Origin of the sequence: Planktothrix paucivesiculata PCC 9631 (genome assembly GCF_900009265.2) — a bacterium.
GTDB classification, from domain to species: domain Bacteria; phylum Cyanobacteriota; class Cyanobacteriia; order Cyanobacteriales; family Microcoleaceae; genus Planktothrix; species Planktothrix paucivesiculata.
On record NZ_LR735026.1, the window covers coordinates 360,525 to 381,756 of the forward strand.

The 21,232-nt window shown below is 42.1% G+C and carries 16 protein-coding genes and 1 pseudogene; 8 read left to right on the forward strand and 9 right to left on the reverse strand.

Annotated features, from left to right (window positions below; genetic code table 11):
• Nucleotides 1–53 precede the first annotated feature (53 nt).
• The gene (locus PL9631_RS22215) at nucleotides 54–773 is read left to right on the forward strand and encodes a transposase (protein ID WP_269321674.1); all 720 of its coding nucleotides are present in this window, start codon (nucleotides 54–56) and stop codon (nucleotides 771–773) included.
• A gap of 372 nt (nucleotides 774–1,145) precedes the next feature.
• Here PL9631_RS22215 and PL9631_RS22220 read toward each other — a convergent pair whose 3' ends face one another.
• Complete coding sequence (locus PL9631_RS22220; RefSeq protein ID WP_231516821.1) at nucleotides 1,146–1,844, reverse strand: ISL3 family transposase; 699 nt, start codon at nucleotides 1,842–1,844, stop codon at nucleotides 1,146–1,148.
• Nucleotides 1,845–2,019: 175 nt separating this feature from the next.
• On the opposite strand from PL9631_RS22220, the pseudogene PL9631_RS22225 reads away from it, so the two are divergent.
• A pseudogene (locus PL9631_RS22225) lies at nucleotides 2,020–2,571 on the forward strand (transposase); the annotation flags it as partial.
• Nucleotides 2,572–2,661: 90 nt separating this feature from the next.
• Here the strand turns inward: PL9631_RS22225 and PL9631_RS22230 are convergent.
• Nucleotides 2,662–3,177, reverse strand: coding sequence for a calcium-binding protein (locus PL9631_RS22230; RefSeq protein WP_083623739.1), 516 nt, complete (start codon nucleotides 3,175–3,177; stop codon nucleotides 2,662–2,664).
• 174 nt (nucleotides 3,178–3,351) lie between these two features.
• Here PL9631_RS22230 and gor point away from each other — a divergent pair, with 174 nt between their 5' ends.
• The 4 genes from gor to PL9631_RS22250 all read left to right on the forward strand — a co-directional run bounded on the left by gor (nucleotide 3,352) and on the right by PL9631_RS22250 (nucleotide 10,647).
• On the forward strand, nucleotides 3,352–4,698 hold the full coding sequence (gor, locus tag PL9631_RS22235) for a glutathione-disulfide reductase (protein WP_083623743.1): 1,347 nt from the start codon (nucleotides 3,352–3,354) through the stop codon (nucleotides 4,696–4,698).
• An 81-nt stretch (nucleotides 4,699–4,779) separates the two neighbouring features.
• A complete protein-coding gene (locus tag PL9631_RS22240; RefSeq protein ID WP_083623745.1) occupies nucleotides 4,780–7,086 on the forward strand; it encodes an IMS domain-containing protein in 2,307 nt (768 codons plus the stop codon).
• Between the two features lie 395 nt (nucleotides 7,087–7,481).
• On the forward strand, nucleotides 7,482–10,400 hold the full coding sequence (locus PL9631_RS27225; RefSeq protein ID WP_456238473.1) for a DUF4912 domain-containing protein: 2,919 nt from the start codon (nucleotides 7,482–7,484) through the stop codon (nucleotides 10,398–10,400).
• Nucleotides 10,387–10,647, forward strand: coding sequence for a hypothetical protein (locus PL9631_RS22250; RefSeq protein WP_331281285.1), 261 nt, complete (start codon nucleotides 10,387–10,389; stop codon nucleotides 10,645–10,647). Before PL9631_RS27225 ends, PL9631_RS22250 begins: the two co-directional genes overlap by 14 nt.
• A 76-nt stretch (nucleotides 10,648–10,723) precedes the next feature.
• Here PL9631_RS22250 and PL9631_RS22255 read toward each other — a convergent pair whose 3' ends face one another.
• The 3 genes from PL9631_RS22255 to PL9631_RS22265 form a co-directional block, all read right to left on the reverse strand.
• Nucleotides 10,724–12,967: an FUSC family protein gene (locus tag PL9631_RS22255; RefSeq protein ID WP_156090655.1), complete on the reverse strand. Its 2,244-nt coding sequence runs from the start codon at nucleotides 12,965–12,967 to the stop codon at nucleotides 10,724–10,726.
• A 296-nt stretch (nucleotides 12,968–13,263) separates the two neighbouring features.
• Nucleotides 13,264–14,346 carry a photosystem II q(b) protein gene (gene psbA / locus PL9631_RS22260; RefSeq protein ID WP_083617855.1) on the reverse strand — a complete coding sequence of 361 codons (1,083 nt, stop codon included), beginning with the start codon at nucleotides 14,344–14,346 and terminating at the stop codon, nucleotides 13,264–13,266.
• A 194-nt stretch (nucleotides 14,347–14,540) separates the two neighbouring features.
• Nucleotides 14,541–14,882: a histidine triad nucleotide-binding protein gene (locus tag PL9631_RS22265; protein WP_083623751.1), complete on the reverse strand. Its 342-nt coding sequence runs from the start codon at nucleotides 14,880–14,882 to the stop codon at nucleotides 14,541–14,543.
• 294 nt (nucleotides 14,883–15,176) lie between these two features.
• Between PL9631_RS22265 and PL9631_RS22270 the strand changes: the two genes are divergently transcribed.
• Nucleotides 15,177–15,794 carry a metal-dependent hydrolase gene (locus PL9631_RS22270; protein ID WP_083623753.1) on the forward strand — a complete coding sequence of 206 codons (618 nt, stop codon included), beginning with the start codon at nucleotides 15,177–15,179 and terminating at the stop codon, nucleotides 15,792–15,794.
• 68 nt (nucleotides 15,795–15,862) lie between these two features.
• Here the strand turns inward: PL9631_RS22270 and PL9631_RS22275 are convergent, their stop codons facing one another.
• From PL9631_RS22275 to PL9631_RS22290, 4 genes are all read right to left on the reverse strand, one after another.
• Nucleotides 15,863–16,039: a hypothetical protein gene (locus PL9631_RS22275; protein WP_156090656.1), complete on the reverse strand. Its 177-nt coding sequence runs from the start codon at nucleotides 16,037–16,039 to the stop codon at nucleotides 15,863–15,865.
• Between the two features lie 82 nt (nucleotides 16,040–16,121).
• Nucleotides 16,122–16,346 (reverse strand): hypothetical protein, encoded by a 225-nt coding sequence (locus PL9631_RS22280; RefSeq protein ID WP_083623760.1) that lies wholly within the window; start codon nucleotides 16,344–16,346, stop codon nucleotides 16,122–16,124.
• A 181-nt stretch (nucleotides 16,347–16,527) separates the two neighbouring features.
• Nucleotides 16,528–16,797: a hypothetical protein gene (locus PL9631_RS22285; RefSeq protein ID WP_083623761.1), complete on the reverse strand. Its 270-nt coding sequence runs from the start codon at nucleotides 16,795–16,797 to the stop codon at nucleotides 16,528–16,530.
• On the reverse strand, nucleotides 16,794–17,153 hold the full coding sequence (locus PL9631_RS22290) for a type II toxin-antitoxin system RelE/ParE family toxin (RefSeq protein ID WP_083623763.1): 360 nt from the start codon (nucleotides 17,151–17,153) through the stop codon (nucleotides 16,794–16,796). Before PL9631_RS22290 ends, PL9631_RS22285 begins: the two co-directional genes overlap by 4 nt.
• 151 nt (nucleotides 17,154–17,304) lie before the next feature.
• On the opposite strand from PL9631_RS22290, the gene PL9631_RS22295 reads away from it, so the two are divergent.
• Nucleotides 17,305–21,213, forward strand: a complete 3,909-nt coding sequence (locus PL9631_RS22295; RefSeq protein WP_083623765.1) for a HEAT repeat domain-containing protein — start codon at nucleotides 17,305–17,307, stop codon at nucleotides 21,211–21,213.
• The last annotated feature ends 19 nt before the right edge of the window (nucleotides 21,214–21,232 follow it).

Here is a 21,232-nt window from a genome sequence, read left to right on the forward strand (position 1 = left end):
GGCTATCTGGACAAGAATCCCCAGCAAACAAAAAGGCTATTGTCGATGAACAAATCTTACTAACTCTAATTTATCTGCATCAGATGCCCACATTTCAAATGTTAGGGTTACAGTTTGAAGTGAGTGAATCAACAGCGAATGATATTTTCCATAACTGGATAAAAATCTTCAGAGAATTACTGCCAGCCAGTTTAGTTGAGCAAGTAAAAAAAAACGAGAGTGATTGGGAGTGGGTAGAAGAAATTCTGCTGGAATTTGAGTTAATAGTAGATAGCTATGAACAGCCCATGCAAAGACCAATAGACAACGAAGAGCAGAAAAAATATTACTCAGGAAAGAAAAAAACACATACGTTTAAAAATCAAGTCATTGTCATGCCGAGCGGGAAAGAAATAGTGGATGTAGCTGTGGGTTATACCGGAGCAACAAGCGATCTGAAATTGTGGAGAGAAAGAAGGGAGGAATTGGGGAATCATCAAAAATACAGGGGGGATAAAGCTTATGTAGGGGAAACAGCAATTAATACACCACATAAGAAACCGAGGAATCAAGAAATATCCCTTGAACATCGAGAAGAAAATCGGTTAAAAGCCAAACAAAGGATTGTAGTCGAACATTTAATAAGACTGATAAAAATTTATCGAGTTGCTTCCGAAAGATTTCGGTTAAAGAGCCAAAATTATGAAGCAGTAATCTTGACAGTATGTGGACTAATAAGATGGCGAATAGGAGCGATTGTATTATCATCTAAGAATTGCCCAGAATACTTTTGAAAAATGATTGAATATCAGAAATAAAATTCATTAATTATTATTAATGTAACTGAAAAAGCCTATGAATCCGTTACTTTAGGAGAACCCGGCACAGGAGTGCTAGAGGCTCAAAAAGTAGCGATAGAGGGCGTTTGAGGATTTTCGGAGATGTCTANTTTGCCTAATTTCCAAGCCACATATTTGAGAACAGTGGTGAACTGACCATGAGCGGCATCAAGCATTGATTTATTCAAACCACTTTTAGACCTCTTTTGTCAGTCTCCGAGTATAATGAATAGAAGAATCAGGTTCTTCAGTATCTAGTATGCTAAAAATTTAGTTAAAATGCCAATTAAGTAAACATCTTGCTTGAAAGTTTTTAAAATTTCTGAATCAATAAGCCGAACGTTTAATCAGTTTCAGCTTGTTATTAATTCCCTCCACTACTCCACTGGTTGTTCTATGATCAAAGTACGCAATAATTTCATCTAGCCATCGAATAATTGTCTTTTGACTTTTCGGGAAATACTTTTTAGCTTCATCTAACCACATCCCCAATTGCCATAATCCCCCTAACCAATCATTTTTTTCCTCAAAAATTTGACGAATTTTTTCTTTGAATTCCTGCATACTTTTTAGGGTAGGAGAAACCTCTTTCACTTCCGCTAGTTTCCGGCTTTGTTGTTCATTCAAATCTTTTTCATTCTTCAAGAGAGCGTATTTACTCTTCTTCAATCCGGCTAAAACTTTTTCAGAATTGGCTTTTTCCGATTCGGACTTTGCTGTTTTTAGCAAATTTTCTTCCTTCCGCCTTTCTTGTTTTCTTTGCCAATCTAACTCCTGATTGATTTGTACCATCACATGAAATCTATCCGCTACAACTTGAGCATTTGGCATGATTTCTAAGACTAAGCTTTTGTATCCTTTCCACAGATCTATACTGACTTCTTCTATCTTTTCTAACACTTCTCTTCCCCACCCCATCAACACTTTTTTGATTTCTTCTTGTGTTCTTTTTTCGAGGATAGCAATTAATTCCGATTTCTCTAAATCTATTAAAACTGCACAATAATTTCCTTTTCCTTTAATCAATCAGGACTTACGCAAGGACACTATATATAGTGTGCAGTAAGTCAGCGAACGCTGCCAATTGTTCAAGTATTTGCGCCAGCAATATAAAATTTAGACACAAAAATTATACTGATTGACAGATATTTAGCAGTCAATATTTATGCTAAACTGATTAAGTTAACTTGGGATAGAAAATATGTCGTTTAGCCAATTAGATTACTGCCAATATCTATTAAGCAGCCCAAACAATTATACTCTAAATAACTTAGCCAACCACTTAGAAAACGTTAGCCATGATACCATAAACCGTTACTTAACCAAAGAAAATTTTACTTCGGAATCTTTGTGGCAAAATATCAAAAAAGATATCCAAATCAGTGAAAATAGTGCGATCATTTTTGATGATACAGTATTCGATAAAAGGTTTGGAGAAAAGATTGAATTAGTCCGTCGTCAATATAGCGGAACAGAACATCGTGTACTGTCAGGCATTGGGTTAGTTAACTGTGTTTATGTTAATCCAGAATTGGGTTTATTTTGGGTAATTGATTATCGCATATATCAGCCAGAGCATGATGATAAAACCAAACTAGATCATGTAGCTGATATGTTGAATAATCTGGTAACAGAAAAACAACTCCCCTTCGCAAAAGTCCTTATGGATAGTTGGTATGGGTCACAAAAACTAATGGCAATGATTGATGAATTAGGAAAAATTTATTATTGTCCATCAGTTAAAAGCCGAATCTCTGTCAAATTATTTAATCAAAGAACTGAATTTCCCTTCGATAAAAATGGAACTTGTTTGATTGTTTTAGGTTTGTTTTTAAATAAATAATCAGGCGATTGCTATTATCATTGGTATGCGATCGCCTACTTTTGACACGCTATATATAGCGTACTTGCGTAAGTCCTGTCGGAGTAAATCATTATCTGCATCTCCAAACAGATAATCATTGCCCAAATTGCCACTGAGCAGATCATCTCCCTTACCCCCGTAAAGCAGATCAGAGTCCTGACCCCCCCACAGGGTATCATTGCCTCCTTGACCCTCGAGGGTGTCATTGCCCCGATTTCCCTTCATTGCTTCCGGGTCTGTGGAGCCCCGAACATAATCATCTCCCCCCAAGGCGGCTAACCCGTTGGGATATTTAGATATGGCCACGGGGTTACTTCCTAAGACTCCGGGGGCAATTTCAACGTTATCGGCATTTTCCGTTAATAAAAATAACCCCGATAGCAGGTCACTAGGTGTTAGGGGTTCAGAGATCACGGGAATATTGGAATTATCTTCCCCGACTTGTTTAGGATCTCGGATGCTAATGGGCTGTATTTCTGATGATATGGACTGCATATTGTTTAACCTGAGAATATTAACTCTATTATATAATTACAAGTTATTTTGTCCCTTGTTTACTAAAGATTATACACCTTCTCCATTGTCCATTCCCTATTCCCTATAACGACGGAAAATCCCCTATAATTTAATGTGTATTGAACAGATGAATATTAAAGGGTCATAAAAAATATGAGTTATGATTATGATTTGTTTGTGATTGGTGCAGGTTCCGGGGGATTAGCTTCTTCCAAACGGGCGGCATCCTATGGGGCAAAAGTTGCGATCGCCGAACATGATTTAGTCGGGGGAACCTGTGTAATTCGGGGTTGTGTTCCGAAAAAATTAATGGTTTATGCTTCCCAATTTTCCTATATGTACAAATATGCTCAGGGTTACGGATGGGGAGAAGTTGAACCTACATTTGATTGGCATAAATTAATTACGGCTGTTGATACGGAAGTAAAACGGTTAAGTCAATTACATATTAGTTTTTTACAAAAAGCTGGAGTTGAACTCATTTCTGGTTATGCTAAATTTATTGATCCCCATACGGTAGAAGTGGGCGATCAAAAAATAACCGCCGATAAAATTTTAATTGCTGTTGGTGGAGAAGCGGTTAAACCTGATATTCCTGGTATTGAACATAGTATTACTTCCCGGGAAATGTTTTTACTCCCAGAAAAACCTAAAAAATTTGCCGTTTGGGGTGGGGGTTATATTGGGGTAGAATTTGCTAGTATTCTCAAGGGATTAGGCAGTGAAGTTACCCAAATTATTCGCCGAGATTTGATTTTAAATGGGTTTGATGAGGATATTAGAAATAATATTCAATCGGGGATGGCGAGTCATGGGATTGAGTTTTTAACCCAAAAAGTGATTAAAAAAATTGAAAAGACCGAAGCCGGATTAAAGTTGTGTTTTAAGGGGAAAAACTCAAAATCTATAACCGTAGATGCCCTACTTTGTGCCACCGGACGTAAACCGAATTTAGCCGGATTAAGGTTAGAAAATGCCGGGATAGAAATTAATAAAAAAGGGGCAATTGTGGTAACGGCTGATAGTTGTACCAATCAACCTAATATTTTTGCCGTGGGAGATTGTACCGATCGCATGAATTTAACCCCCGTAGCGATCGCCGAAGGACGAGCTTTTGCCGATACAGAATTTGGTCATCAACCCCGATTTATTACCCATGAAAATATTGCTACGGCGGTTTTTTCCTATCCCGAAGCTGCGACCGTAGGCCTAACAGAAACCCAAGCCCGGGAAAAATTTGGGGATAATATTAAATGTTACACGGCCCGTTTTCGTCCGATGTTCCATAGTTTTACCGGATCGGAAGATAAGGTATTCATGAAATTAATTGTGGAAATTAATACTGATCTGGTTTTAGGTGTTCACATGGTGGGAAAAGATGCGGCGGAATTAATTCAAGGGGTGGCGATCGCGGTTAATATGGGAGCGACCAAAAAAGACTTTGATAACACCATGGGAATTCACCCGAGTAGTGGAGAAGAATTTGTCACCCTGCGCTAATAGCTGCCTCTAGGTTCTTCCCATTCCGCCATTTCCTGCTAATATGGCTAAATCAGTTTCTCACCGTTGGGGAAGTTGCCCGTGCGTATTCCACTCGATTATTACCGAATATTAGGCTTACCGATTCAAGCAACTCCAGAACAACTGAAGCAAGCGCACCGCGATCGCACTTTGCAACTTCCGAGACGGGAGTATTCTGATTTAGCGATCGCTGCGCGCAAACAGTTGATTGACGAGGCCTATGCTATTTTATCGGATGCCGATCAGCGAAATGCTTATGATATGGGGTTTCTAGCTAAAACCTACGAACCCGAATCAGAAGTCAAAACTCCGGCTTTTGGGAAACGGGCCAGCCCCGAATCCACCGCCCTCGAACCCGTGATCGATGCTCATACCCCGAGTATTGAGATCGAAGATCGACAATTTGTGGGGGCTTTATTACTCCTGCATGAGTTAGGGGAATATGAATTGGTGGTGAAACTCTGTCACCCCTATTTGAATACGGGAAGTATTGGCCTCAAAGATGGCCGTTTTGGGGAAGCCTCCCTAATTGTTCCCGATATTGTTTTAACCGTCACCAGTGCCTATTTAGAACTGGGTCGAGAACAATGGCAACAAGGACAATATGAAAATGCCGCTTCTTCCTTGGAAGCCGGACAGAATCTGTTATTAAGGGAAAGCTTATTTGCCAGTTTAAGAGGTGAAATGCAAACGGATCTCTACAAACTCCGTCCCTATCGGATTTTAGAATTACTCCAACTCCCCCTAGAAAAAGCCGCAGAACGTCGAAAAGGATTGCAACTCCTCCGAGAAATGCTCCACGAACGGGGCGGTATTGATGGTCAGGGCGATGACGGGTCAGGTTTAGGCGTTGAAGACTTTCTGCGGTTTGTGCAGCAACTCCGTCGCTACATGACCACCACCGAACAACAGGGGTTATTTGAAACAGAAGCCCGTCGCCCCTCGGCCGTTGCCACCTATTTAGCCGTTTATGCCTTAATTGCCCAAGGATTTGCGGAAGCCCAACCCGCCCTAATTCGCAAGGCTAAATTGATGCTGATGCAGTTAGGGCGGCGGCAAGATGTGCATTTAGAAAAGGCCGTTTGTGCCCTACTATTGGGGCAAACCGAAGAAGCCAGTCGTTCCCTAGAATTAAGTCAGGAACGGGAACCCATTGCTTTTATCCGAGAAAATTCCCAGAATTCCCCCGACCTGTTACCTGGGTTATGTCTCTACGCCGAAAGTTGGTTACAGGATGAGGTATTTCCCCATTTTCGGGATTTGCTGGATAAGTCGGTGTCCTTGAAGGATTATTTTGCCGATCCCCATGTCCAGGCCTATTTAGAAGCCTTACCCAATGAAACGGGGAGCACATCTAATGAGTGGGTAGTAGTTCAACCGAGACGTCCGACGACGGCCGCGGGTTCGGCATCGAAGTCCACGACCCCAGCTACAACGGAAACGAGTCCCCAACTTACCCAGGCTTCTTTAGACGCTTTAACGGCGACTTTAGCCGCTAGAAATATAGTATCGAGTGCCAGTCTCCAAGAACCCTTAGCTCCCCCCCAACCCCCCCCAGCCAGTGTACGGACTGCGGTAGAAACGGGTTCTACGACAACTTCCTTGCAGGGAAATCGCAAAATGCCTGAATCTTCCCGTCGCAGTTCGTCCGAAACTGCCCCTCAACCGCTTCCAGACCCGGCCGCGTCAGCCCCTGTCCCTCCAACTCCCGCCCCAAAAACCGCTTCTAGTTCTGCCAATAGTAGTAGTCTGCGTCGGATTCAACGGAAAAATGATTCTGGTCAATGGCGTCGGTTATTAATTCTGGGTCTGGGAGGGTTGTTCGCAGTTTGGTTGCTTTGGTTCTTACTTTCCAGGGCTTTTGGGGCCTTAGCCGATGTTTTGGGCTGGTCTGGGCCAAGTTTGAAGGGGGAACAGGCGATGGTGCAGTTGAGCCAGCCTCCCTTACCGATTCCTGAACCGACGCCCGTTACCGCCGAACCGGAAAAAATCACCCCAGAAGTGGCTGAAGCCAAACTGAATCAATGGTTATCGGCAAAATCCGCCGCCCTGGGGCCAGAGTATCGAGTGGAGGGTCTGCGGGAAATATTAGTTGATCCAGCCCTGGCCCGTTGGGTGGCTATGTCACAAAACATGAAACAAGAGGGTTCCCATCGCACTTATAAACACGACGTGAAAGTCAGTGAAGTCCAGATTGATCAGACTAATCCGAATCAAGCCCTCGCGATCGCCAATGTTCAGGAACAAACCCAGTTTTTCAGCCGCGGTCAAGCCCAAAACACTGAAGATGCCTCTTTACAGATTCAGTATCGCTTGATTCGTAAGGATGGAGCTTGGCGGATTGAAGATTGGCAAGTGATGCGCTGATGGAAATTTCCCTCTTTGATCCCCAAAGAGGTTTTTTTTACCCCCAAATGTCAGGGTTTCATGACATAACGATCCCCACAATCCCGAAAACTGTGTATATTTACTCATCAATATTGATTTACCCCTTGACCAAACTTAATATTTTCTGCAATATGGTGAGTAATCAAGCGATCCCCATGATCCCGAAGAATTCCTACAGAGTTATCGAGAAATTGGGTCTAAAACCCCTAACTTCTAGTTAGGCTTGAATGAATTGGGGAAGCAACAGAAACAAACCTAAGTCATAAGTCTTAGGAGTCCCTGTAGGTTAACGTCGGGGAGGATGTCAACAATCTGCTGTTTAAGCCAATGGAGATCACTCTTTTATGCCAAAGGAACGCCCACCTTTAGAAAATATGACATTGCGACAACTCCGCAAGGTAGCAAGTGAATATGGGATTTCTCGCTATAGTCGAATGCGTAAATCTCAGCTTTTAGAAGCTATTGAAGAAATTGACAGTCAGAAGTTTGGAACCCCTAATCCATCTCGCGCATTGGAGGCACAAGAAGAAGTGGAAGCCGCAAAGTTTTCTCTAGTCGGTCAGAACTATCCGATCACTGATTCCCTGTCCTCCGTGGATGAGGGTTTAGCGGATTTACCCACCGGATATGGTGAAAGCCAGATTGTGATGATGCCTCGAGATCCTGAGTGGGCCTATGCTTACTGGGAGGTTTCTAACGAGCAGAAGGAAATGTTTCGCAGCCAAGGTGGACAACAGTTAGCCTTGCGGATCTATGATGTTACTGATATTGATTTAGACTATCAAACTCCCCACAGTATTCAAGAATATCCCTGTGATGAGTTAGCGCGGGAATGGTATTTACCGATTCCGGTCAGCGATCGAGATTATGTTGTTGAAATTGGTTATCGTTGTGTTGATGGTCGTTGGTTAGAATTAGCCCGTTCTGCGGCGACTCGGATTCCTCCAGTTTATCCCGCAGAATCTATTGACGATCAATTTATTACTGTTTCTTGGGAAGAAGAATTACAGGGGAAAACCTTCTATGAATTCCCCCTTCCCACAAAATCCTATGTCCTTGCGGGTGTTCACGACGATCTATTTGGGTTATCCCGGGAAGCAGAAGCCAAACGCATCGCGGGTTCTCTCTTTGGGTCAATGCACCAAGTCGTTAAACCGCAAGAAACCGTCAGTTCTTTTATCTTCCCCTCGGGTGTGGGAATGTGGGCGTCGGGTGTGGGTGAAACCATGTCCGGTGTCGGAATGTCCGGTGTGGGACAAATTATGTCCGGTGCGGGTATCGGCCAAATTATGTCCGGTGTCGGGATGTCCGGTGCGGGTCTAGGTTATACGACTTCCGGTATCGGTTATACCACTTCCGGTGTGGGAATGTCCGGTGCGGGACAAATTATGTCTGGCGCGGGTATCGGTCAAATTATGTCCGGTGTCGGGATGTCCGGTGCGGGTCTAGGTTATACGACTTCCGGTATCGGTTACACCACTTCGGGTGTGGGAATGTCCGGTGCGGGTCTGGGTATCGGTTATACCACTTCCGGTGTGGGAATGTCCGGTGCGGGACAAATTATGTCTGGCGCGGGTATCGGTCAAATTATGTCCGGTGTCGGGATGTCCGGTGCGGGTCTAGGTTATACGACTTCCGGTATCGGTTACACCACTTCGGGTGTGGGAATGTCCGGTGCGGGTCTGGGTATCGGTTATACGACTTCCGGTGTGGGAATGTCCGGTGTGGGACAAATTATGTCCGGCGCGGGTATCGGTCAAATCATGTCCGGTGTCGGGATGTCCGGTGCGGGTCTAGGTTACACCACTTCCGGTATTGGTTATACCACTTCGGGTGTCGGAATGTCCGGTGTGGGACAAATTATGTCCGGCGCGGGTATCGGTCAAATCATGTCCGGTGTCGGGATGTCCGGTGCGGGTCTAGGTTACACCACTTCCGGTATTGGTTATACCACTTCGGGTGTCGGAATGTCCGGTGCAGGATTAGGTTATACCCAATCTGGTATTGGCTATACTCAATCGGGTGTGGGTTATACGGAGTCTGGTGCAGGATTAGGTTATACCCAATCTGGTATTGGCTATACTCAATCGGGTGTGGGTTATACGGAGTCTGGTGCGGGATTAGGTTACACCCAATCTGGTATTGGCTATACTCAATCGGGTATTGGCTATACTCAATCGGGTGTGGGTTATACGGAGTCCGGTGCGGGATTAGGTTATACCCAATCTGGTATTGGCTATACTCAATCGGGTATCGGTTACACTCAATCGGGTGTGGGTTATACGGAGTCTGGTGCGGGATTAGGTTATACTCAATCAGGCGTTGGCTATACTCAATCGGGCGTGGGTTATACGGAGTCTGGTGCGGGATTAGGTTATACCCAGTCTGGTGTAGGTTACACTCAATCAGGCGTTGGCTATACTCAATCAGGCGTTGGNGGGTCTGGGTATCGGTTATACGACTTCGGGTATGGGGATGTCCGGTGTGGGACAAATTATGTCCGGCGCGGGTATCGGTCAAATCATGTCCGGTGTCGGGATGTCCGGTGCGGGTCTAGGTTACACCACTTCCGGTATTGGTTATACCACTTCGGGTGTCGGAATGTCCGGTGCAGGATTAGGTTATACCCAATCTGGTATTGGCTATACTCAATCGGGTGTGGGTTATACGGAGTCTGGTGCGGGATTAGGTTACACCCAATCTGGTATTGGCTATACTCAATCGGGTATTGGCTATACTCAATCGGGTGTGGGTTATACGGAGTCCGGTGCGGGATTAGGTTATACCCAATCTGGTATTGGCTATACTCAATCGGGTATCGGTTACACTCAATCGGGTGTGGGTTATACGGAGTCTGGTGCGGGATTAGGTTATACTCAATCAGGCGTTGGCTATACTCAATCGGGCGTGGGTTATACGGAGTCTGGTGCGGGATTAGGTTATACCCAGTCTGGTGTAGGTTACACTCAATCAGGCGTTGGCTATACTCAATCAGGCGTTGGCTATACTCAATCAGGCGTTGGCTATACTCAATCAGGCGTTGGTTATACTCAATCGGGCGTTGGTTATACGGAGTCCGGTGTGGGTTACACTCAATCGGGTGTAGGTTACACTCAATCGGGCGTAGGTTACACTCAATCGGGTGTAGGTTACACTCAATCGGGCGTAGGTTATACGGAGTCCGGTGCAGGATTCGGCTATACGATGTCTGGAATGGGAATGTCCGGTATCGGGATGGGCGCTTCCATACCTCCTATTCGTCCTCGGGAGTTCTGGTTAGTGGCGGATGCTGAACTGATTGTTTATGGCGCCACCGAGCCCAGTGCTAACTTAACGATTGGTGGACGTCCGATCAAACTCAACTCCGATGGTACATTCCGTCTACAAATGTCCTTCCAAGATGGTTTGCTGGACTTCCCGATTTTTGCGGTGGCCGCCGATGGGGAACAAACCCGTTCTGTCCATCTCAAGTTTGTGCGTGAAACCCCTGAACGCCGAACAAATACGAAGGAAGAAGCAATACCAGAATGGATTCATTAATTTGAAATCAAACAGTTAACAACATAGTTTTTTATTATCTACCCCTCGATTTAATTTGAGGGGATTTTTGCTGGATTTAAGAGGGGATTAAACGCACAAAGGTAGAGTCAATGGAGTTCAGGGAATTGAGCATTTGATTGAGTTCAATCCCTAGAATAGTATAATCCTTTAGAATTTGACGGGTGGGGGTATAGTCTTGATCGCTGGCAAACTCCTCTAGGCGAGTGACTTGTAAGGTTTGTAAATGGGTTTGTATGGCTTGAATTGAAGGTTCAAAAGTCGGTAAGGTGGGCGGTAAAGTTCCTGTTAAAATAGCACTGACTAAAGGGAGAAAAAATTGATTAACTTGTTCAACAAAAGTAGCTAATTCGGGATGGGGTTCAGTGCCACTAAAATGCTCAAGTTGTGCAAATAAAACACTCACAGAACGACTAAATCGATGCAAATAAATTAATAATGCCATTCTCGGTTCAATATCCGCAGTGGAGGTATTCGGATCACTACTTAACTGTTGTAAAGCCGCTTGAGCATTAAAATAAGCTAAACGGGTTTTTTGTCGTTGTTTAATAATTAAGTTTAAATCATAAGGTGCGGTTCCTAAATAAACCGATATAACTGCATTAAAGTAATCTAAAGAGGCGGCGATCGCTTTTACTAATTTAACCGATAACTGTTCTTTTTCATTGGTTCTAAATAACAAAAATGCCCCCACAAAAGCCAACGCTGCCCCCATACAAGTCCAGAGTAAACGAATCATAGCAACTTGCCAATTTCCCCCTTGTCTACTCATTTCTAATCCAATCGCAAAGATAGAAATAAAAAATACAGATAAACCATAATGAAAAGGAATTAAAGAAAATCCGATCACAATTGAACTTAAATTAATAGTTTCTAAAATCAATTGATTGGGAATAAACAACCAAAAAATAGGAGTAACTATCGCGCCTAAAATCGTTCCTAACATCCGATGAAAGAATCGTTGAAAGGTATTTCCAAAACTAGGTTGTAAAACCACTAAAATAGTTAGAGTTAACCAATTCCCTTGAGGAAGTTCTGCTATACTATAAATAGCTACACCAATGGTTATCATAATACTCAACCGTAGCCCATGACGAAAAAAGCTAGAGTCAAAGGTGAAATTGTCTCGCAAAGGATCAAACCAAGATGTGATTTTAATTCCTGATAATATTTCGGCTTCTGACGATAAAATCTTATTTTTTTGTAGATGATTAATAGAGTGATTATTTCGGATTTGGTTGACGGTTAATGCAGTACAATCTAATTGGATAATTATGGTTTCTAAGGTTGAAACAATGCGTTCTATGACGACTAAAGCGGGATAATCCTCAGCATGATCGGCAATTGTTTTTTGTTGGAGTTGTTTTTGTTGGGCGATCGCAGTTACAATATGTTTTAGGTGATGAGTATCAACAGAAACAGGTTTATTCCATAACAGTTTTACTAAATTATCACAAAATAAAGCAATTTCTTCTAACCCATCATTTACTAAAATTCCCACGGTAACAAATTGGGGATCATGTTGATGAAGTTGGAGTAATTCGGTTACAGTTACAATCATATTAATTAAATTATCTGCATCCTGAATTAGAACAATTGCTGATTCTCCTAACCTCGTATTTCCTAATCTTAATTTCCGGTCTAATGTCCAGGCTTGGCGGGCATTTTCTAAGGTTTCTCGCAGTTGACTAACTTGTTTTAATTCTTCAGATGCAGATGTATTTTCAGCTTGATTAATATATTTGGCAATGGCTTGATAACATTGACTGATCGATTTTTTCAAACTAAGATTGGGATTCAGTGGCCAAATCCCTAAACACAATAACATTGTCCAAGTTCCAGCTATTAGAGAAATCATAACTCTTTCACTCACAATTTCCCAATCTCCCGAGGGTAAATTAAGAGTAAATAAGGTTAATAAACCAATCACCATTCCAGACAGAACCCCTGGATGTCCATATAAAGCAATATACCCAACTAAAAATAAACTAAAAAATGAAAATATAAGTTTAAGCCATAAAATATGAGATACTAAAGTTGCTAAAGCAATAAATAAAGTAGAAACTAAAACGGTAAATAATAAAGAAATAGCCCGGGTTGAATAAAATCCCCCGGTATCACTCAAAAGAAAAAATAAGCTATCGAGACCGACATAAAAACCTAAATCCGAATGACCGGTGAATTTTCCCACTGCTAAAGCAACAGATAAAGCAATAGTTAATCTCAAAGCTCTTGCTACTTTAAGATTTCCACTAGGTTTTAAGAGAAAATCAAATTGTTGATTTAAAAATGTTTTAGTCATAAACAAATTATAGGGAATGGGCAATAAACAATAGGGTCAATACTGGGAAATTTAATTCATCCTAGGGGATAGGCGTACCCATTGGTGTCAACTTCAGGAAAAATGCGATCGCAACTATAGCGCTACGCATTACAGTAGAGACGCGCCAATAGCCTTCGGCATGGCTTCGCCCGGTAAATCCTGTTCCCTGTTCCCTCGCGCTATAGAAGTATGAGGTGCAAGAGTGGAGTCCACCCAAAAACAACAAAAAACGCCCCCCTTTCGGAGAGCGTTTTCTGTATTATTGAGGTTAAAAATTAACCATTAATTTGAGGAGCAACCAAAGCCACAGGAGCGGACTCGCCAGAAGCTAAATCTAAGGGGAAGTTGTGAGCGTTGCGCTCGTGCATAACTTCCATACCCAGGTTAGCCCGGTTTAACACATCAGCCCAGGTGTTGATCACCCGACCGGTAGAGTCGATGATCGACTGGTTGAAGTTGAAACCGTTCAAGTTGAAAGCCATGGTGGATACACCTAAAGCGGTGAACCAAATCCCAATCACGGGCCAGGCACCTAACAGGAAGTGTAAGCTACGGCTGTTGTTGAAGCTGGCATATTGGAAGATTAAACGACCAAAGTAACCGTGGGCTGCAACGATGTTGTAGGTTTCTTCTTCTTGACCGAATTTGTAACCGTAGTTTTGTGATTCGGTTTCGGTGGTTTCACGCACCAAGGAAGAGGTAACTAAGGAACCGTGCATGGCGGAGAACAAGCTACCACCAAAGACTCCAGCAACTCCCAACATATGGAAGGGGTGCATCAAGATGTTGTGTTCGGCTTGGAACACTAACATGAAGTTGAAGGTTCCAGAGATGCCCAGGGGCATACCATCAGAGAATGAACCTTGACCGATGGGGTAGATCAGGAACACGGCGGCTGCTGCTGCAACGGGTGCAGAGTAGGCGACGCAGATCCAAGGACGCATACCTAAGCGGTAGGACAATTCCCATTCCCGACCCATGTAGCACAGGATGCCGATCAGGAAGTGAAAAATCACCAACTGGTAAGGGCCACCGTTGTACAGCCACTCATCTAAGGAAGCTGCTTCCCAGATGGGGTAGAAGTGTAAACCAATGGCGTTAGAGGAAGGAACAACTGCACCAGAGATGATGTTGTTTCCGTATAACAGTGAACCAGCAACGGGTTCGCGGATACCATCGATGTCTACGGGGGGAGCCGCGATGAAGGCGACGATGTAGCAGATGGTGGCGGTTAATAAGGTGGGGATCATCAGAACACCGAACCAACCGATATAAATGCGGTTGTTGGTGGATGTCACCCAGTTACAAAACCGTTCCCAGATAGAGGCGCTTTCGCGCTGCTGAATCGTGGTTGTCATTTTGGTTATGATTGCTATGTATTTGTCGAGGTTCGTCGGTAGTTGTTTGTCTACCTTAATTAATAATATGACACAGATGATTGCGTTTTGTAAAGAGGTTTTAATAAAATTTTTCCCAATGTATGTAATCAGGAAATCTTATCTTTTGAGTTTGGAGCGGTTAGGGTGGGGCGCGATCGCCTCACCCAAAGAATTTAACCGGGGGGCCACTGCATTTGACGACCACCCAGAATGTGTAAATGAAGATGATCTACGGTTTGTCCGCCATCTTCACCTGTATTAATGACAACGCGATAGCCACCGTCTAGTCCCGCGTCCTTAGCAACCTGTTTGACCTTCAAGAGCAAATGTCCGAGGAGGGCGTGGTCTTCGGGTGTAGCATCGGCCAGTTGTGGAAGGGTTTTTTTAGGAATAACTAAGATGTGAACCGGGGCTTGGGGGGCGATGTCCCGAAAAGCCAGACACAAATCATCCTCATAAACGATATCAGCCGGAATCTCTCGACGGATAATTTTGTTAAAAATCGTATCAGCCATAGATTTATCCTTTATCCTGGGGTTTAAAAATTGCAGTCCTACTCAATTTAAAGATTTATCCCCTTTTAAGGGCGAATTCGAGATAATTTTTATAATTTCTTCCCAAATCTGTCCCCATTGACGACTGATTGGGCTGGGATCTCGAAGATGGAGTATGCTAGGCTTCTAGTCTAAATAATTGTATTCAAAGTTTATAATTTCTGATCAAGCCATTCTATGTCTATTCCTAAAAAAATCGGATGCTAGGATTTTTAATATTCTGTTGTTCGATGTCTATTATTTGAATATAACCTTATGCCCACTCCCCTATTTCATGCAACAACTGGATATTTTCTCGGTAAATTTTTGCCCCAAAAGCCAATCCCCAGATTTTATCCGTTTCGCCGTTTTAATCTCCATATTTTCTATCCGGTTTTTGTAGCAACCTGTGCGGATTTTGATTTTATTCCCCAAACTTTAACGGGTATACCGTTGCATCGAGGCTGGAGCCATAGTTTGGTTTTTATGTTGAGTTTTAGTTTAATTGTTGGTTGGGTTGCTAGTAAAATCTGGAAGACATCCTATCAACAGTTATTCCGATTTACATTGATTTTATATAGTTCTCATTTAATCCTCGACTTCTTTGCCGAAGGCAGAGGAATTAAACTATTTTTACCGTTTTTAGATCAATTTTTTAAATCCCCCCTTCTGATTTTCCCGGGTATTCATCATTCCAGAGGATTATTTGATCTGAGTCATTTTATTCCAGTTCTTTATGAATTGCTCCTCTCTGCTGTCCTGTATGGATTTCTGACCCAATGGCAATTATATAAAGCCTACAAAGCGGATAAATCTGCTATTAAGAATAATATCTATGTTCATCCTCAATTGCATTCCAAGAAATCGGTTAAATCTTCCGATTCTTCTTCTTAACATTGTTTATAACAGTAAAGTGCGTAAGCTGTCAGCCCATGCACAACTGCATGATCAATTTCCCCTAATCATCCCCTAGCTACCACAAAAATAAACACAAACAACGCAATCAATAAAAACCATAAAATTCCATTATTATCAACAGTTTGCTGTTTTTCTAACCTAAACACACAACCATTTTTTAAACACACGGCTTGGTTTTCGGACGTTTTTCTGAGTTTGCAACCGACTTGAGGACAGGACATAATATTAACTCCTATTCAGATAATTCCCCCTAACTCCCCTGAAAAAAGAGGGGAGCTTTTTATTCAGGGGTTAGAAATGCTGTTATTTTTGAGAAAAAGAGCGATGAGCATCAATAATTAAATACGTCCCTTGGGCAATCATCAGCAGAATTACTAACGCTAAAGGGATTCCTGATAAGATTGAAGCAACGCCGATTGCATCAATACAAGTCGCTTGGATAATAAATGAAGCTCCGCTTAGGCGTTGGTTAGCGTTAGAAATCTTTAAAAGTTGGGTCAAGAGAATCGCAATAAATTGTTGTCGCATAGCAGGTTCCTATTTAACTCTGAAACCACGCTAAATCAAAGTATTGGTGAAGTGCCAGAGCAAAACAAAGCAGTTTAAATGCACCATTCTGCACCCATCGAATTTCACTAAAAAACCTAGTCCTTTGAGCAACTAGGTTTTGATTAAAATAAAGTTTATAACTTTAGGATATAAACCTGACTCAATTTTCGGTTTTCAGCAAATCACTCAAATGATTAATGATAATTTCTCGGTCAGGAAAACGAGCTTTAATAATTAATTCACCTCCCATTGTTGAAATCACCTCTCGTAAATGATTAACATAGAGGTCGGTTTGTTTTTCTAAAAAGGCTTGTTGTAATTCATTTAACTCTATTTTTTGCTTAAGTTGGGCTGTTTTTTGATCAATTTTAGCTTTTCTTTCAGGTGAAATATTATCAATGAGTTGGTTGAATTTATGATGTCCTGTCATAATAAACCCTCCTGTTGTAGTTCTTCAAGATATTGATCGTACAATCGATCGGCGATGGGGATATATTTATCATAAAATAGATTATCTCCTGTTTTATCACCTCCAATTAATAATATCGCTGTGCGTCGGGGATCGAAAGCATAAAAAATTCTCAAAGGATTTCCTTGACTTTGGATGCGTAATTCTCTGAGATGAGAATGTTTGGAAGCATTGACCCCAGAAGAATAAGGAAAGGGTAAATTAGGCCCTTTTTCTTCTAGTAACTGGACAACACTAATAATGTTATCCTGTTGGGGTTCACCCAGAACATCCCACCATTGGCTAAATTCATCAGTATATTCTATCTCCCAAGTCACGTTTCTGATTTATCTCTCTAATATTTTCTCAATTTTAAGCTAGAATTTATTCATTATGGCAATTCACCTAAATTTATCTTTCTACCCTTGATAATTAGACGGATTTGAGATAATATTAAAAACAGCAATAAAAAACCAGACTTGTTAAAAAATGTCTACATCTCGCAGTGTTGCCGCTACTTCTGAGGGAATCGCTAAAATTAAAGCGAGAATGGTTGAACTGGAAAAAACCATTGACCTGGGAAAAACGGGAAAACATTGCTGGACACAGGGGTATTTAGCGAAACAAGCTCACGTAGGTTTAGACACAGTTAAACGGTTTTTGAAAGGAATTGCTATTGATACAGGTTATGCGATCGCAATTGTAAAAGCGTTAAACTTAGAATTAGCAGATATTGTCAATATTCCCAAACTTGACCCAGAACCACCACAACCTAATACTATTAACTGGCATCAAATCTGTGAATCTCGCCTCGACGCCTACGAAGAACGCTTTTTCAAGAATAACCCGTTAACGGGGATTAATTTTTATGTGCCTTTGGGGTTAGTGGAACCGAAACGGGAACAGGAAAAACGACAAAAACAGGAAGTGAACCCGGAGGACGGGTCACAATTTTATCAATTAGCGGAAACAGAAATTACCAAAACCTATAACGAACCTAATCAATTTTTTGAGGAGGTTTTACGACAGGGAAATAGTAAAAGTAAAGGTAAACGTTTGGCTATTATTGGGGAACCTGGGGCGGGAAAAACAACGTTATTATATCAAATTGCTCGATGGATTTTACAGGAAAATTTAGGTTATCCGATTTTAATTCGGTTGGCGGATGTTGATAAACCCATACGAGATTATTTAACTCAAAATTGGTTACGCGATGCGACGCCAAGTTTAACGGGGGTTTCGCCGGAATGGGTTTCTGGGTTTGAGAGGTTGATTACAAAAAAACAAAATTCTTCGGCGGATTATTCGGCGGATTATTCGGCGGTTGAAACCGCGTCTACACAGACAAAACCCGCCGTCGCGGGTTGTGAGCCGTTGGATTTCTCATCTGTCCGCGAAGGCGGACATCGTTTGTGTAGCCGCGAATTCCATTCGCCGGATACTTCTTCGACGGATATTTCGGCGGATTATTCGGCGGTTGAAACCGCGTCTACACAGACAAAACCCGCCGTCGCGGGTTCGCAAATTGTGCCATTTTCCCAACAGGTTTACTTACTCCTCGACGCCGTTGATGAAATGGGGATAACGTCACCTTTGGTAACAATTAATCAACAGTTAGCGGAAGGATGGACGCAGGGGTTACGGGTGGTGTTAACCTGTCGGTTGAATGTTTGGGAGGGGGAGAAAAACGCCTTAAGGGATTTTGATGTTTATCGCAATTTAGATTTTAATTCCCAACAGATTCAGGATTTTATTGAACAATGGTTTAATGATAAAACCCAGAGTCAGGAATTATTAAAACAGTTAAATGAATCCAACCAAACCCGGATTAATGATTTAATTAAAAATCCCCTGCGGTTAGGGTTATTATGTCGGACTTGGAAACGGGGGCAAAAATTACCGGAAACCCAAGCGGGACTTTATCAACGGTTGGTTAATAGTCATTATCAATGGAAGGATGAACAGAAACCGTTTCAAATTCCATTCGAGGTGCAAGAATGTCTCCATCAAAAGTTAGGAGAGTTAGCGAAAAATGCGATAAACCGTGAACAATTTCGGTTTCGCTTAGAGGAAAAATTTGTTGAACAGTATTTAGGAAAACCGCAACGGGAAAATACTCTATTTGATTGGGCGTTGAAATTAGGATGGTTAAATCGGGTGGGGTTAGCATCCGTTGAGGAAAAGGATTCAGACCAAGCGGTTTATGCGTTTTTCCATCCCACGTTTCAGGAATATTTTGCAGCTTTAGCGATTAACGATTGGGATTATTTTTTACCTCGAAATCATGGGAATTGTCCGGTGGAGGGGAAAGAGTATCGAATTTTTCAACCCCAATGGAAACAGGTGATTTTATTATGGTTGGGGCGGGATGATGTGGAGATAGGGGAGAAAGAGGCGTTTATTCAGAGGTTGGTTAGTTTTGATGATGGATGTGGATTTTTTTATGGGGAGCCTGCCTATTTTTTGGCTGCTGCGGGAATTAATGAGTTTAAAGAATGCAGTTTATCGGATGCAATTGTAGAAAAAATTGTTAAATGGGGTTTTGGTTATTTTAATAATGAGAAGCAAGAATGGATAACTTTTCTGGCTCCAATTGAGGAAAGCGCAAGAGCAATATTACCAGAGACAATAAGAGAAAAAGTAATCACTAATTTAATTAAAATTTTAGAAAATACTGAGGATGAATATACTCCTAGTATTGTTGCCGAGAGTTTAGGGAAACTTGACCCTGGAAATGAGTTAGCAATAGGAACGTTAATTCGAGTTTTAGGGAATACTGAGGATGAATATACTCGTAGAAAAATTGCTGAGAGTTTAGGAAAAATTGACCCTGGAAATGAGTTAGCAATAGGAACGTTAATTTGGTTATTAGAAAATGATAAGGATGAAGATACTTGCTGGTTGTTTGCCTATAGTTTAAGTAAAATTGCCCTTGGAAATGAGTTAGCAATAAGGGAGTTAATTCGGGTCTTAGAAACCTCTGAGAATCAAACGAATCGGAGTTCGGTTGCCTACAGTTTAAGTAAAATTGCCGTTGGAAATGAGTTAGCAATAGGGGAGTTAATTCGGGTCTTAGAAACCTCTGAGGATGAAGGTACTCACTTGTGGGTTGCCTATAGTTTGGAGGAAATTGCCGTTGGAAATGAGTTAGCAATACGGACATTGATTCGAGTCTTAGAAACTACTGAGTCTGAAGATACTTGCTGGAGGGTTGCCAGGAGTTTAGGGAAACTTGACCCTGGAAATGAGTTAGCAATACAGACGTTAATTCGAGTCTTAGAAACCACTGATTCTAACTTGATTCGCATGAGGGTTGCCGTTATTTTAGGAGAAATTGACCCTAGAAATGAGTTAACAATACGAGAGTTAATTGGGATCTTAGAAATTACTGAGGATGAAGATGCTCGCAGGACGGTTGCCGTTATTTTAGGAGAAATTGACCCTGGAAATGAGTTAGCAATACGAGAGTTAATTCGGGTCTTAGAAACTACTGAGTCTGAAAATACTCGCAGGAGGGCTGCCGAGAGTTTAGCAGAAATTGCCGTTGGAAATGAGTTAGCAATAGGAGGGTTAATTCGGGTCTTAGAAACTACTGAGTCTGAAGATACTCGCAGGACGACCGCCGAGAGTTTAGCGGAAATTGCCGTTGGAAATGAGTTAGCAATAGGAGGGTTAATTCGGGTCTTAGAAACTACTGAGTCTGAAGATACTCGCAGGACGACCGCCGAGAGTTTAGGGAAAATAATCAAAACAGAAAAACAATATACAGATATAGTTTTACCCCTCAAACATAACTTAATTAATGGAGTTCACGAGAATAATTTTGCTCTCTTTAAAAACTTCTATACACTCCTCTGGCCATGCGCCCAAAATCTACCTTATCCCAAATTTTATCAAGCATGGCATCACAACACCCTGACCCCACATCCTGAAATTACCAATAATACCCCCGTTGGCAATACCCCAACCGTGCGACAATTAGAACAACAATTCACCGATATTTGTAGCCAACTCCCTTACCCCCACCTCCATTGCATCGACGCGAAAAGACTGCAAAACCTCAACACTAAAAGCGAGTTTGTCCAAGCATTTTGTAACCGTCTCTATCAAAAACTATTACCTAATGAAACTATCCCAAAAGTGCAAAATGTCACTGACTTAGAAACCAAAATTATCCACCTGAAACAGCAACTCCAAACCCCCCATCTGTTCATACTGTTACTCGCAGATGGGACACCCACCCCCGAAGTGCTCGACTGTTGCGACTATCTCACCGACGTCTTACACCTCGGTTGGATAACTCCCGACCCCCTACCCTTACCACCCCCGCAACGTTCTTTTATGGCGTCGCAGGAGAATTTATTAGAAGCAATTGAAAGTTGGGTTGCGGAATATTAATCAACTTCAGAAAGTCAGA

Coding starts and splice junctions, on each gene's coding strand:
- PL9631_RS22280 (WP_083623760.1), bottom strand. CDS start 16,346: ATGCGACAACAATTTATTGCGATTCTCTTGACCCAACTTTTAAAGATT.
- PL9631_RS22255 (WP_156090655.1), bottom strand. CDS start 12,967: ATGACTAAAACATTTTTAAATCAACAATTTGATTTTCTCTTAAAACCT.
- PL9631_RS22275 (WP_156090656.1), bottom strand. CDS start 16,039: ATGTCCTGTCCTCAAGTCGGTTGCAAACTCAGAAAAACGTCCGAAAAC.
- PL9631_RS22295 (WP_083623765.1), top strand. CDS start 17,305: ATGTCTACATCTCGCAGTGTTGCCGCTACTTCTGAGGGAATCGCTAAA.
- PL9631_RS22285 (WP_083623761.1), bottom strand. CDS start 16,797: ATGACAGGACATCATAAATTCAACCAACTCATTGATAATATTTCACCT.
- PL9631_RS22265 (WP_083623751.1), bottom strand. CDS start 14,882: ATGGCTGATACGATTTTTAACAAAATTATCCGTCGAGAGATTCCGGCT.
- PL9631_RS22270 (WP_083623753.1), top strand. CDS start 15,177: ATGCCCACTCCCCTATTTCATGCAACAACTGGATATTTTCTCGGTAAA.
- psbA (WP_083617855.1), bottom strand. CDS start 14,346: ATGACAACCACGATTCAGCAGCGCGAAAGCGCCTCTATCTGGGAACGG.
- PL9631_RS22230 (WP_083623739.1), bottom strand. CDS start 3,177: ATGCAGTCCATATCATCAGAAATACAGCCCATTAGCATCCGAGATCCT.
- gor (WP_083623743.1), top strand. CDS start 3,352: ATGAGTTATGATTATGATTTGTTTGTGATTGGTGCAGGTTCCGGGGGA.